Here is a 12,569-nt window from a genome sequence, read left to right on the forward strand (position 1 = left end):
GCGCCAATGAACGAGCCGAACCGTCATATACCTGCGCCCTGGCAGCTCACCGGCCGGGGTTATGTCATCGCCCTGTCCTGCTCGCGGAGCTTCGGTGAACAATGCGGGGCGCACATACCCGAGTTGGCCGGTCGCGCCCGGGGCGGGCTGGGCGCATTGATGATGGTCGACTACGCCAGCTCGAACGTCGGTCCCTACCGGGAACTGTTGCTGTGCCCGGGCCGGTTCGATTTCGGTGATAGAGAGGCGGCCACGATCACGCATATCTGGGTATCCACCCAGGCGAGCGTAGACAACGGCCAGCGCAACTGGGGGCTACCCAAACGTCTGGCATCTTTCGAGACCATCGAGCATAACGACAATAGCGAGGGCTTTCGTGTTCAGCTGCCAGACCATGCACCGCTGACGTTGTCTTTCAGTCGACGCGGGCCACGCCTGCCATTGAGTACCGGCGTTCTGCCCCAAGCCTGGCGCACGCTCGAACAACCCTGGCAGGGGTACGACTACCGCACCGTTATTGGCGCGAAAACACGCTCTCGACTCGCGCGCCTCGACGACATCGATAATCCTGCAGACAGCGGCTTTCCGGACATCGCCGATCAGAAAGCCAGAATCGGCCTGTATGCAGATCGTTTCGACCTGCATTTCCCGCCGGCAACGCGCCGGCCTGGCGATACCGCCAAACGCGCCGAATAACGCACCATTAACGCGGCCAGCGCGTGCTCACAATGGCACGAGCCTTGCTGAATTTCGGCTCGCCTTGTAACTCGGGGATAATACCGACCGGTTTGCGCCGTCCTGGTGCAGGCCGGGTTGTCGTGCTTGCTCGCAGTGCGCCGTATTTCCTCGCCAACTGAATCGCCTACCGATGTCCCATACCGAACACGATTTTCAGGATTACGAATTTTCCGCCGTTCCGGCAAGCGCGCGCCGTGGCTTCTGGACCATGCTCGCGGTCATGCTTGGCTTTACGTTCTTTTCGGCGAGCATGTGGGCCGGCGGTACGCTCGGCAAAGGCCTGACGCTGTTCGAATTCGCCTGGGTCGTGCTCGCGGGCAATCTCGTATTGGGCCTGTATGCCGTACTACTGGCCTTCATTGCCAGTCGGACCGGCCTGTCTACGCATCTGCTCAGCCGTTATGCCTTTGGTGTGCGTGGCTCATGGCTGCCCTCGTTTCTGCTAGGCGGCACCCAGGTCGGCTGGTTCGGCGTCGGCGTGGTGATGTTCGCACTGCCGATCGAGGCGGCCACCGGAACCAATATCTATCTGTTGATCGCAATCGGCGGCGTGCTCATGACCACCACCGCCTGGGTCGGCTTCAAGGCACTCACGATTCTGAGCTTCATCGCCGTACCGGCGATTTTCGTGCTCGGCAACATGTCGGTGGCGATGGCGGTCGGCGAAGCCGGCGGCATCAATGCGCTGGCCGCGATCACACCGGATGACCCGATCACGCTCGCCGTCGCGCTGACCGCCTGTATCGGCTCCTTCATCAGCGGCGCCACGCTGACCCCGGATTTCGTGCGCTTCGCTCGCAGCCCGAAGGTCGGCGTGAGCACGACGCTGATCGCATTCTTTCTCGGCAATTCGCTCATGTTCACTTTTGGTGCAGTGGGCGCACTCGTCTATAGCGAAGCCGACATATCTCAGGTCATGTTCGCCCAGGGGCTGATCCTGCCCGCCATTCTCGTACTCGGGCTCAATATCTGGACGACCAATGACAACGCGCTTTATGCCGCGTCGCTGGGCTTTGCCAATATCACGCGCCTGCCCAAGCACTGGATCGTGATCTTCAACGGCCTGGTCGGCACGCTGGCTTCCATGTGGCTGTACAACAATTTCGTCGGCTGGCTGTCATTTCTCAGTTCGGCCCTGCCGCCCATCGGCGCGATTCTGATCGCCGATTTCTTCATCGTCGCGCGTCGACACTACCCAATGCTCGAACAGGCTGCGCTCAAGCAGGTGAACTGGATCGCGGTGGGCGCCTGGGCCGTCGGTTTTGCCGCGGCGAATCTGTTACCCGGCATCCCGCCGCTCAACGCCGTGCTGAGCGCTTTCGTCGTTTATCTCGTGGCCAGCCGGGTCATGGGCGGCGCCAGCGCACGGCGTACGATCGCGGCCGACTCATGAATTCCCTGTTGATCTGCAATGCCCGTCTGCCTGATCGAGAAGGCCTGTTCGATCTGCGCCTGGAAGGCCAGCAGATCGCGGCCATCGACACAGCCGGCAGCCGCAACGATGAGGCTGTCGAGCGCCTCGACGCCCACGGCGGGCTGGCGGTGCCGCCATTTGTCGAGCCGCACTGCCACCTCGACTATGCACTCACCGCCGGTGAGCCGCGCTGGAACGCCAGTGGCACGCTGTTCGAGGCCATCGATATCTGGGCAGAACGCAAACGCGAGCTCAGCGTGGAGGACGTCAAACACCGCGCGCGTACGGCCATCGAATGGCAGATCGCGCAAGGCATTCAGTATGTGCGCACGCATGTCGATATCGGCGATCCGCAACTGCGCTCGTTGGATGCCTTGCTGGCGCTACGCGACGAATTCGCGCGCTTCATCGATATTCAGATCGTCGCGTTCCCACAGGACGGCATTCTTACCTACGCCGAAGGCCCGACCCAGCTTGAACGCGCCATGGAGCGCGGTGCCGATGCGGTGGGCGGCATTCCGCATGTCGAGTTCACCCGCGAAGATGCCGTGGCCTCGCTCGAGATCGTATTCGATCTAGCCGAACGTTATGGGCGCATGATCGATATCCACTGCGACGAGATCGACGACGATCAGGCGCGCAATCTGGAAGTCGTGGCTGCCCTGGCTTACCGACGCGGCCTTGGCGCGCGCGTGACCGCGAGCCATACCTGTGCGCTGTCGAGCTATAACAACGCCTACGCCAACAAGCTGATGGGGCTGCTGGTGAAATCCGGCATCAATTTCGTGGCCAACCCGTTCGTGAATACGCACCTGCAGGGCCGCTACGACAGCCACCCTGTCCGCCGTGGCCTGACCCGTGTACGCGAACTACGCGATGCCGGGCTCGCGGTCGCTTTCGGGCACGACAATCTGGCCGATCCCTTTTACCCGCTGGTGCATACCAACGTACTGCAAATCCTGCAGATGGGCCTGCACGTTACGCATCTCACCGGCTATGACGATATCGCCGGCGCACTCGCATTCGTAACCGACAACGGTGCTGCGGTCATGCAGCTGGGCAACGAATACGGCCTGGCCGAAGGCAAGCCGGCGCGCCTGAATATACTGGCCGCCGACAGTGTCTACGATGCCGTCAGGCGGGTCGCGCCGGTGCGCTATGCGATTCGCGACGCCGGCATGATCGCCGAGACCCAGCCGGCGACGAGCACGATCTTTCTAGACCACGAAAAGCCAATCGATTTCAGCTTCTAGCGGCGTTACGCGAGCCGTCTGACGACAAACTTGCCCGGCGTGGTGGCTGTGTCCGCAACTATACGTTGCATCGCCACATACCTGCCCAAACACGGAATCGAACGCGAATCCGTACCGCCGGCCTGAAAAGCGCATCAACGCTATCGGACGACCGAACGACGCATCGGACGGTCACAACCGGCAGGCTGCGCCAGCCGGCCCTTGGCTTACGCGGACAGGAACCGACCTATTTCCTGGTAGGTTTGTACACAGGCGTCGGGCACCAACGCTTCCAGGTTCAGGTAGGCATGGATCATGTCGGCGAAATGGCGATGGTGGTGCGGCACGCCGCTGGCGGCCAGGCGTTCGACATAGGCCAGTGCTTCGTCGCGTAGCGGACAGTAACCGGCGCTGATCACCAGCGTGGGCGGCAGGTTGGGCGTTATCGGCATGTACAAGGGAGAAGCCGCATGCCGATCTTCGTATCGCTGGAAATAATGATCGAAATACCAGGCCATACGCGCCTGCTCCAGCAGGTAGCCCTGGCCATTCTCGCGAACGGACGCGTGATCCAGCGTGTAATCGAGGCTCGGGTAGATGAGCACCTGGCTATCGATATTCAGCAATGAGTCGTGCTGAGCGCTGGCGCTGATCGTCGCGGCCAACGCGCCGCCACCCGAGTCTCCGATGAGGGCGAGGCGACGTGTGAACAGGCGATGCTCGGCTTCCAGCAAAGGCCAAACATGTCGAGCCACATGCAGACAGTCGGCCAAACCTTGCGGGTAGGGATGTTCAGGGGTGAGGCGATATTCGACCGACACAATCAGCCAACCACTGGCCTCGGCGATGCGTCGACAGATCGGATCGTAGACAGCAACGCTTCCGGCCATATGACCGCCACCGTGCAGAAACAGGGCCACCGGCTTCGAGCGCTCAGGCGCCGGATCGTACAACCGAACGCTCACCGACTTGCCCTGTGCGTCGACGGTACGGTCTTCGACCCACGGTAACGACGGCCCGGCGCTTACGAACTGAGCCGTCATGGTTTCCAGGCTGCTGCGCACGACCGCCGGATCGGCCACGACATCGTTCGCGGCCAAATCCAGTTTTTGCTGGTTCACCTGTTCCAGCCAGGCCTTGAGTTGGGCGTTTAGCATCCGATCAGCACGCAAACAGAACCAGCGCGCGGCCGGCACAGATCGTGCGCCCGTCGCTGCCGGTGCATGTGGTATCCAGATCGACGAGTGCCTTGTCGCGACGCAGGCGGCTGATGCGCACCTCCACGGTGAGCGTTTCGCCGATACGGCCCATGTCCTCGAATTGCATATCCTGCTTGAGATAGTTCGTGCCGTGGCCCGGCAGCTGCTCTCCCAACAAATACGAAAACAAGGCGGCGACAAGTGGCTCGGGCACCTGCGCGGGCGCTTGATCGAGCGACATCATGTCGCACCACTGCGCCATGTCTGTCGCACTGAAACAGCGAGTCGTCGTCGCACGATCGCCCACGGCCAGGGCATCGAAGCGCGGCATCTGTTCGCTCATCGGCTGTCCTTTGTCGACGGCAACACCTGGCATAGGCCGTCCAGACACAGCTGCCCGTCCGTCTTCAAAACGCGTGTCGAAAGCTCCAGAACACCGGCGTCGGCATGGCCCTCGCTGACGAGTTCGATCCGCAGCGGCTCATCGGCATAGGCGGGCGCCGGAAACTTGAGCGTCTGTGCCTGCAACCGACCGTCCGCACATAGAGAGTCGACGAAAACACGTACCGCGCTGAACAAAAGCATGCCGTGCGATACGGTAGCGCCAAAGCGGCTGTGTGCCGCATAAGCCGGATCGACATGGATCGGATTATGGTCGCCGCTCAATTCGGCGAACTTATCGAAGTCCGCCTGTGTGAGCACAAGCTCGCGCTCGAACCGCCGACCGGCATATAAATCGGCGCGAGCCTGATTGCTCACGTTGTCACGTATTTTCACGTAGCACCTGTTTGGTGACCTTGCCGAGGGCATTGCGTGGCAGTGCGTCCACCTGCGTGAACGTCTTGGGTACCTTGTAAGCGGCAAGACGATCACGACAGAACGCGCGCAGCGTATCCGCATCCGGTATCGGTCCATCCGGCCTTACACCATAGAAGGCGGCGCCAACCTCGCCCCATCGCTCGTCGGACGCCGCGACCACCGCGACTTCCGTGATCGCCTCGTGCTGGCCGAGCACATACTCAACTTCTGCGGGATATACGTTTTCACCGCCGGAGATATACATATCCTTCAAGCGATCGACGATGAAATAGTCGCCATCCGCATCGCAGCGGGCGATATCGCCGCTATGAAGCCAGCCCTGTTCGTCGATAGCCTGTGCGGTCGCGTCAGGCTGGCCCCAGTAGCCGGGGGTGATATTCGGCCCGCGAATCCATAGTTCCCCCGCCTCACCAGCGTCGACATCGTCCCCGGCCAGATCGACGACCCTAACTTCGGTCAGCAGCTGCGGGCGGCCAACCGAGCCGATCTTTTCGATCACCTTGTCTTCGTCGAGCAGAAAGACGGTCGGGCCGGTTTCGGTCATACCCATGCCGGTACGCACATGAATGCCCGCCTCCACATACTGTTTGGCGACAGCCAAAGACAGCGCTGCGCCACCACAGGCCCAGGAGCGCACACGCTTGAGCCGCTCACCACTGAAGCCGGGTTGGGCCAGAAGGGTCTGATAGACCGCGGGCACGCCGAAGAAAACCGTGGCCCTTTCCTCGAGCGCCTGTAGTGCCTGCTCGGGCTCGAAGCTGCGTGGCACCAGCACGCAGCCGCCGGCCAGAAATACCGCCGACGAATAGAGATTGATACCGGCGGTATGAAACAGAGGCAACACGTTGAGCAACACGTCTCTGCTGGTGAGCTCTACCGCCAGGCCGATATTGAAATAGTTGGCCATCATCATGCGGAAGGTCTGAATCACGCCCTTGGGCTTGCCCGTGGTGCCCGAGGTGTAGAGCAGATACCAGGGCGTGTCGGGATCTTTATCCGGGTGGGCGCTCAAATCCGGATCAACATTAGCCAGGTCGCGCTGATAGTCGCGCTGATCGCCCGCTGCCGCGTCCAGAGCGACCAGGGTCAAACCAGGCTGGTCTTGCGCCAGCGTGGTAGCCGCATCGTTGAACTCCGTACCGAAAATCAATGCACGCGGCTCGCAGTCTGCGAGCAGCACAGCCAGCTCCGGCACGGCCAGACGCCAGTTCAATGGCACGAGGATCAGGCCAGCCTTGGCACAGCCGAACAACATGGCGAAGAACTCTGCCCGGCTGTGCCCCAGATAGGCCAGCCGGTCGCCTTCTGCAAGGCCCCAGTGCTGACGCGCAGCTGCGGCCAGACGCGCCGCCCGCTCGTTCAAGCCGGCATAGTCGTAGCGTTCGCCGCTGTCCAGATCCTCCAACGCGGGCCGATCCGGCGTTACCCGCGCCCGATGGGCAAGCAGATCGAACATCTGCATTGGTGCCTCCTTTTTCTTTCTTTACGCCTCCGCGCCCACGGCCGACTCTTCGGCAAGGCGTACAGAACAGTCATCGCTTCAGAAAGGCAGCCATGCCCTGGTCTGCCTCGTCGCTATCGATCTGTTCGAGGAAATGCTGATATTCAGCTTCCAGGCCCACCACCACCGTGGTTCTGTTCGGGCGGGTCAGCGCAAGCGTATGGCCGACGCTGGCCGGACGCGCGTCACGCACGGTACGCGCCACATCCAAGGCGCGTGTGCCCGTGTCGTCGGCGCCCGCTCGGTACTGCGCCAGCCCCAGGCGGTAGGCCTCGTCTGCGTCCACGACACGATTGGTAAGCTGGATATCCAGCGCCCGCGCGCGGCCGATGCGTTCCGGCATCAGCGTCGTCCAGCCCCCGTCCGGGCTAAAGCCCACCACGGTATACCAGGGCGCGAAGCGGGCCCCGTCGCCTACCACGGCGATATCGCAGGCCAACACCAGCCCTACCGAGCCACCGGTAACCAGGCCGTGTACGGCGGCCACGGTGGGTATCGGCATATCGAGCAAATCCAGCAGTGCAGCGTTGAGCTCACCGACCACACGCTGCGCATAGCGCTTTCGGTCTGAACGATCCGTATCGTAGAAGCCGGCCACGTCCCCACCGGTAGAAAAAGAGGGGCCGCTGCCTTCCAGGATCAGCACTGTGGCGTCGGATTCGCGAATTTCGGCCAGCCCGTCTCGTATGGCACGAAGCAGTTCCGGCACGAGTGCGTTGTGGCGTTCCGGACGATTGAGCGTCAGGTGCGCGATACGGTCTTCGATACGAATACGCACCGCACTCATGGCTTTCTTTCCTGGCCATCAATGGCCAGGCCATGACGAAACAGATCGGAAATGGTGGCCACGACATCGTCGAAAGGCACGTCGCCCTCCCACAATGCATAGCGCAATCCCAGAAAGTTCGACATGCCCATCAAGGCCCAGACCCGGACTTCGTTGTTACCCGAACGGATCTCGCCCTTGCGGGTAGCATCGGCGAGCATGCGCAGGTAGCCGCGACCGAAGGCCTCATAATATTCGCGGTAAATCGACTCATCCACGAACTGCGCCTCCTGCAGCACGCGATACAGGTACGGGTTCTCGTGCAGGTATTCGAGAAATGCACGAAGCCCTTTTTCTTCCGCCTCCAGGCGGTCGCGTGCACCGACAACTTCCGCGGCCAGCCGGGCACGCACCTGATGGCCCATATCTCGGACCAGTTCGCGAAGAATCTCTTCCTTGCCTGCGAAGTAGTTATAAAACGTCCCTTGTGCGACCCCGGCCTCACGCGTGATGTCGCTGATGCCGGCACGGTGATACCCCATCGCGCCGAAGGTCGATTCCGCCGCCTTGAGTACGCGAGCGCGCGTACGCGCACCGCGCGCTGTTTTCGGCGCGCCCGGGCCTGGGTGGGCCGCGGCACTGGCATAGCGGTTAGACATCGGCGATAACCTTTAGTGAATTATGACTCACTCGTCACTTATAACGTAGGCCAGCGAGTCTAGCTACGTCAATAATTTACCACCGCCACGCCAGAACGTCGCCATCGTATATACATAAGGTTTTGATATTAATATATTTTAAATCAAATCGCGGCGCATGAGCTGCCCTACACGGCAGGCGTGAAAACCGCTTGATCAAACGTGACTGAGGTGTCATATTCAGTTTCAACGCTTTTCGATACAACACAGCGCCCTGGCGGGGCCAATAAATTAAGGAGATCCGATGAAGCGTTCCATAACAGCGATTGCGTTCGCCTTCGCCTCGATCGTCGCCACGCCGGCGGCGCTGGCAGCCGATTCCATTCGTATTGCCCATGTCACCGGCTTTACCGGTCCGTTATCGGCTTATGCAGAACAGCTTCGTGTAGGCATGAAGATGGGCTTCGAATATGCCACCGACGGCTCGATGGAAATCGAGGGGCGTTCGATCGAGATCATCGACAAGGACACACAGCTCGACCCGGCTCGCGCCCGTGCGCTCGTTGAAGAAGCCTATGCCGAAGATGATGCGCATATCGTCGTCGGGCCGGTGTCCTCCGGTGTGGCTCTGGCCACGCTGCCGATCGCGCAGATGTACGAGCGCGTGATCATGCCGGAAGGCGTCGCCGACGCGATTACCGGTAAGGACTGGAATCGCTATGTGTTCCGGGTGGGCCGCAACTCGTCGCAGGACGCGGTCTCCAATGCGGTTGCACTCGGCGCGCCGGGCGTGTGTGTTGCAACGATCGCGCAGGACTACGCATTCGGACGCGACGGCGTCGCCGCCTACAAGGAAGCCATGGAAGCCCAGGGCGGCCAGGTCGTGCACGAAGAGTATATGCCCACGGATGCGACCGATTTCACAGCGGCCGCACAACGCCTGTTCGGTGCACTGAAAGATCGCGACGGCTGCGACGAAGGCAAATACATCTTTGCAATCTGGGCCGGCAGTGCGAACCCGCTCAGTCGTATTCAGGATCTCAAGCCGGGCCGCTTCGGCATCAAGCTCGCGACGGGCGGCAATATCCTGCCGGCGCTGGTGAGTTACGCCGAATTCCCTGGCATGGAAGGTGCCGGCTTCTATTATTTCGAATCACCGGATAACAAGATCAACGACTGGTTCGTCGACGAGCATATGAAGCGCTTCGATGCCGCCCCGGATTTCTTTACCGCCCAGGGTTTTGCCCAGGCCATGGCCATCACCGCCGCAATCCGTAAAACAAACGGATCCACCGAAACCGAAGACCTCATCGAGGCACTGGAAGGCCTGGGCTTCGACACGCCGAAGGGCCCGATGAACATCCGTTCTGCCGACCATCAGGCCATGCAACAGATGTATCACTTCCGGATCGACGTGGAAGAGCGCGACGACTGGTTGGCCGATCGCACGGTCGAGGCGGGTGTCCCCACTCTGGTGCGCATTATCGATACCGACGAAATGGATATCCCGGTGCGCAACAGTCGCTGAATCAGTACAGCAACGGCGAACCAGCGAAGGCGCCATGGCGCCTTCGCTTTGCGACACCGCTATCGGCAGGCCAGGCATGCAACGAAACGATCTTGACGTGGCGACCGACACATCCACTGTCGACTCGCGAGCCGAGCCGGCGAACCGGTCCGGCCTCGAAATTCGCGATCTCAGCATCACGTTTGGCGGGCATACCGCAGTCGATCGGGTGTCCTGTGCTTTTCATGCCGGTACGCTGACATCGATCGTCGGCCCGAACGGCGCCGGCAAGACCACCCTGTTCAATCTCATCTCCGGCCAGCTGAACGCCACTGCGGGCAGCGTCAGGCTCTTTGATGAAGACATCACGGCACTCGGCGCACCCGCACGGGCCGACAAGGGCCTGGGACGCGCGTTCCAGCTTACGAATCTGTTCCCGGGTCTGACCGCCTTGGAGAACGTACGCCTGGCGGTGGCATCGCGTTACCGCATCGGCCATATCTTCTGGCAGATGGCTGCCCGACGACGCGATATCAGTGATCGCGCCGCCGCCTATCTCGAACAGGTGAACCTGGGTAAACGCGCCGACACGCCGGTCGCCAATCTTCCCCACGGTGATCAACGCAAGCTGGAAGTCGCACTGCTGCTCGCACTCGAACCGGAAGTATTCATGTTCGATGAGCCCACAGCCGGCATGAGCGTCGACGAGGTGCCGGTCATTCTCGACTTGATTGCCGACATCAAGAAACACCAGAACAAGATCATCCTGCTGGTCGAACACAAGATGGACGTGGTGCGTTCGTTATCGGACCGCATCGTGGTGCTGCATAACGGCGAACTGGTCGCCGACGGCGAACCTGCACAGGTGATCGCCTCGCCCGTCGTGCAGCAGGTCTATCTGGGCACCAGTCCGGACCAACCCGCCGCAGCCGGGAGCGCTGTGTCATGAGCGAAGCCCTGCTTTCTTTGACACGGGTCTGCGCGGATATCGACCAGTACCATATCCTGCACGGCGTCGATCTCGCCGTGCCCAAAGGCGAGTTGACGATGCTGCTCGGCCGCAACGGGGCCGGCAAGAGTACGACGCTGCGCACGATCATGGGGCTGACCACCGTCACCGGCGGCGATATCCGCTTCCAGGGCCAGCCCATCACCGGCCAGAGCACGCCGCGTATCGTGCGCCGCGGCATTGCCTTCGTGCCGGAAAACATGGGCATCTTCAGCCTGCTTACGGTACGCGAGAACATGGTTCTTGCGGCGATCGGCGGCACCATGGACCCGGCCCGGCTCGAATGGATTGTCGATCTGTTTCCGCCGCTGAAGCGGTTCTGGGACAAACCGGCCGGCAATCTGTCCGGGGGTCAGAAACAGATGCTCGCAATCGCCCGCGCCATCATCGAGCCGCGGGAACTGCTGTTGATCGATGAGCCCACCAAGGGGCTCGCACCCGCGATCATCGACGACCTCGCCGACGCGTTCGAACAGCTCAAGCGCCAGCAGGTGACCATTCTGCTGGTGGAACAGAACTTCAACTTCTCGCGCCGGCTCGGGCAATCGGCCGCGGTCATGAACGACGGTCGCGTGGTCTGGTCCGGCTCGATGACCGAACTCGCGCAAGACGACAATCTGCAGCATCAGCTATTGGGGCTGGGCATGGGCGAACATCAATGAAGACAGGAGCCTAGGCATGGCGGCTGACGACGCGCGCATCGACGAACCCACCGGCCGCGCGGGCCCCATCGCCCGCTTTCATGCCTTTCGACGCGACAAACCGCATATTTTCGTTCTGCTGACGATGATGCTCGCGGCCCTCGCGATGATGGAACCGAGAATCTGGGTTGTGCTCACCATCAGCGGCCTGGCCATGGGCGCCATGGTCTTTCTCATGGCGTCCGGCATGACGCTCACCTTCGGCCTGATGAATGTGCTCAATCTGGCCCACGGCGCCTTTATTTCGCTGGGCGCATTCGCCGGCGCGAGCGTGCTGCTGTGGCTGAGCACACAGGCCAATCAGCCGTCGCTATGGACGAACCTGATCGCGATCCTGCCGGCGTTCTGTTTTGCGCTGCTTGTAGCGGGCCTGCTCGGGCTGGTGTTCGAGCGCCTGATCATCCGGCCGGTCTACGGCGATCATCTCAAGCAGATCCTGGTCACGGTGGGCGGCTCGATCATCATCATGGAGTTGATCCAGGTCGTCTGGGGCCCGAACGAACTGCCTGTCCCACGCCCCGACGCGCTCAAGGGCGCGGTGTTCCTGCCGGAATGGCTGCCGGTGGCCGGCGGTATTGCCCTGGAGAAATACCGCCTGATCGCGGTCGTGCTCGGTCTGGCCATTTATGGACTGTTGAGCTGGATCATCGAACGCACGCGTGTGGGCATTCTCATTCGTGCCGGCGTGGAAAGTCGCGAGATGGTTGAAATTCAGGGCTATCGCATTCGCCTGCTGTTTCTTGGCGTATTCATCGCCGGCTCTGCCCTGGCCGGCCTGGGCGGCACCCTGTGGGCGATGTATCGCGAAATCATCACCGCGCATATGGGAGATGAACTGATGATATCCGTGATCGTCGTCATCATTCTCGGCGGGCTGGGCTCGATCAAGGGGTGTTTCTACGGCTCCGTGCTCGTCGGGCTGATCAACCTCTATGTCGGTTATCTCGAGCCCCGTCTTGCGGCCGTCGCAACAGTGGCGCTGATGGTCGCCGTGTTGATGTGGCGCCCGCAAGGCCTGATCCCGGTCATCAAACTCTAGAGGAGC

Annotated in this window: 13 protein-coding genes; 7 read left to right on the forward strand and 6 right to left on the reverse strand. The window is 61.4% G+C overall.

The window, feature by feature from the left end; translation table 11 throughout:
* Positions 1-6: 6 nt before the first annotated feature.
* The 3 genes from SSPSH_RS17615 to codA all read left to right on the forward strand — a co-directional run bounded on the left by SSPSH_RS17615 (position 7) and on the right by codA (position 3,405).
* Complete coding sequence (locus tag SSPSH_RS17615) at positions 7-696, forward strand: acetoacetate decarboxylase family protein (protein WP_006913238.1); 690 nt, start codon at positions 7-9, stop codon at positions 694-696.
* A gap of 172 nt (positions 697-868) precedes the next feature.
* On the forward strand, positions 869-2,131 hold the full coding sequence (gene codB / locus SSPSH_RS00915; protein WP_006913237.1) for a cytosine permease: 1,263 nt from the start codon (positions 869-871) through the stop codon (positions 2,129-2,131).
* Positions 2,128-3,405, forward strand: a complete 1,278-nt coding sequence (gene codA / locus SSPSH_RS00920) for a cytosine deaminase (protein ID WP_006913236.1) — start codon at positions 2,128-2,130, stop codon at positions 3,403-3,405. Before codB ends, codA begins: the two co-directional genes overlap by 4 nt.
* A 206-nt stretch (positions 3,406-3,611) precedes the next feature.
* Here the strand turns inward: codA and SSPSH_RS00925 are convergent, their stop codons facing one another.
* From SSPSH_RS00925 to SSPSH_RS00950, 6 genes are all read right to left on the reverse strand, one after another.
* A complete protein-coding gene (locus tag SSPSH_RS00925; protein ID WP_021031261.1) occupies positions 3,612-4,541 on the reverse strand; it encodes an alpha/beta hydrolase in 930 nt (309 codons plus the stop codon).
* Positions 4,542-4,545: 4 nt separating this feature from the next.
* Entirely contained in the window at positions 4,546-4,926 is a 381-nt protein-coding gene (locus tag SSPSH_RS00930) for a hotdog family protein (RefSeq protein ID WP_006913234.1), read from the reverse strand.
* Positions 4,923-5,360 (reverse strand): MaoC/PaaZ C-terminal domain-containing protein, encoded by a 438-nt coding sequence (locus tag SSPSH_RS00935; RefSeq protein ID WP_006913233.1) that lies wholly within the window; start codon positions 5,358-5,360, stop codon positions 4,923-4,925. Before SSPSH_RS00935 ends, SSPSH_RS00930 begins: the two co-directional genes overlap by 4 nt.
* Positions 5,347-6,864, reverse strand: coding sequence for an AMP-binding protein (locus SSPSH_RS00940; RefSeq protein ID WP_006913232.1), 1,518 nt, complete (start codon positions 6,862-6,864; stop codon positions 5,347-5,349). Before SSPSH_RS00940 ends, SSPSH_RS00935 begins: the two co-directional genes overlap by 14 nt.
* Positions 6,865-6,934: 70 nt before the next feature.
* Positions 6,935-7,690, reverse strand: coding sequence for an enoyl-CoA hydratase/isomerase family protein (locus tag SSPSH_RS00945; RefSeq protein ID WP_006913231.1), 756 nt, complete (start codon positions 7,688-7,690; stop codon positions 6,935-6,937).
* Positions 7,687-8,328: a TetR/AcrR family transcriptional regulator gene (locus SSPSH_RS00950; protein WP_006913230.1), complete on the reverse strand. Its 642-nt coding sequence runs from the start codon at positions 8,326-8,328 to the stop codon at positions 7,687-7,689. Before SSPSH_RS00950 ends, SSPSH_RS00945 begins: the two co-directional genes overlap by 4 nt.
* Before the next feature lie 283 nt (positions 8,329-8,611).
* Between SSPSH_RS00950 and SSPSH_RS00955 the strand changes: the two genes are divergently transcribed.
* From SSPSH_RS00955 to SSPSH_RS00970, 4 genes are all read left to right on the forward strand, one after another.
* Positions 8,612-9,835 carry a substrate-binding domain-containing protein gene (locus SSPSH_RS00955; RefSeq protein WP_006913229.1) on the forward strand — a complete coding sequence of 408 codons (1,224 nt, stop codon included), beginning with the start codon at positions 8,612-8,614 and terminating at the stop codon, positions 9,833-9,835.
* Between the two features lie 76 nt (positions 9,836-9,911).
* Entirely contained in the window at positions 9,912-10,763 is an 852-nt protein-coding gene (locus SSPSH_RS00960; RefSeq protein WP_006913228.1) for an ABC transporter ATP-binding protein, read from the forward strand.
* The gene (locus SSPSH_RS00965) at positions 10,760-11,485 is read left to right on the forward strand and encodes an ABC transporter ATP-binding protein (protein ID WP_006913227.1); all 726 of its coding nucleotides are present in this window, start codon (positions 10,760-10,762) and stop codon (positions 11,483-11,485) included. The genes SSPSH_RS00960 and SSPSH_RS00965 overlap by 4 nt, the downstream gene beginning before the upstream one ends.
* A gap of 16 nt (positions 11,486-11,501) precedes the next feature.
* The gene (locus SSPSH_RS00970) at positions 11,502-12,563 is read left to right on the forward strand and encodes a branched-chain amino acid ABC transporter permease (protein ID WP_006913226.1); all 1,062 of its coding nucleotides are present in this window, start codon (positions 11,502-11,504) and stop codon (positions 12,561-12,563) included.
* Positions 12,564-12,569: the final 6 nt, after the last annotated feature.

The organism is Salinisphaera shabanensis E1L3A, from assembly GCF_000215955.2.
Taxonomy (GTDB): Bacteria; Pseudomonadota; Gammaproteobacteria; order Nevskiales; family Salinisphaeraceae; genus Salinisphaera; species Salinisphaera shabanensis.

Coding starts and splice junctions, on each gene's coding strand:
- SSPSH_RS00930 (WP_006913234.1), bottom strand. CDS start 4,926: ATGAGCGAACAGATGCCGCGCTTCGATGCCCTGGCCGTGGGCGATCGT.
- SSPSH_RS00950 (WP_006913230.1), bottom strand. CDS start 8,328: ATGTCTAACCGCTATGCCAGTGCCGCGGCCCACCCAGGCCCGGGCGCG.
- codB (WP_006913237.1), top strand. CDS start 869: ATGTCCCATACCGAACACGATTTTCAGGATTACGAATTTTCCGCCGTT.
- SSPSH_RS00970 (WP_006913226.1), top strand. CDS start 11,502: ATGGCGGCTGACGACGCGCGCATCGACGAACCCACCGGCCGCGCGGGC.
- SSPSH_RS00925 (WP_021031261.1), bottom strand. CDS start 4,541: ATGCTAAACGCCCAACTCAAGGCCTGGCTGGAACAGGTGAACCAGCAA.
- SSPSH_RS00965 (WP_006913227.1), top strand. CDS start 10,760: ATGAGCGAAGCCCTGCTTTCTTTGACACGGGTCTGCGCGGATATCGAC.
- SSPSH_RS00940 (WP_006913232.1), bottom strand. CDS start 6,864: ATGCAGATGTTCGATCTGCTTGCCCATCGGGCGCGGGTAACGCCGGAT.
- codA (WP_006913236.1), top strand. CDS start 2,128: ATGAATTCCCTGTTGATCTGCAATGCCCGTCTGCCTGATCGAGAAGGC.
- SSPSH_RS00955 (WP_006913229.1), top strand. CDS start 8,612: ATGAAGCGTTCCATAACAGCGATTGCGTTCGCCTTCGCCTCGATCGTC.
- SSPSH_RS00960 (WP_006913228.1), top strand. CDS start 9,912: ATGCAACGAAACGATCTTGACGTGGCGACCGACACATCCACTGTCGAC.
- SSPSH_RS17615 (WP_006913238.1), top strand. CDS start 7: ATGAACGAGCCGAACCGTCATATACCTGCGCCCTGGCAGCTCACCGGC.
- SSPSH_RS00945 (WP_006913231.1), bottom strand. CDS start 7,690: ATGAGTGCGGTGCGTATTCGTATCGAAGACCGTATCGCGCACCTGACG.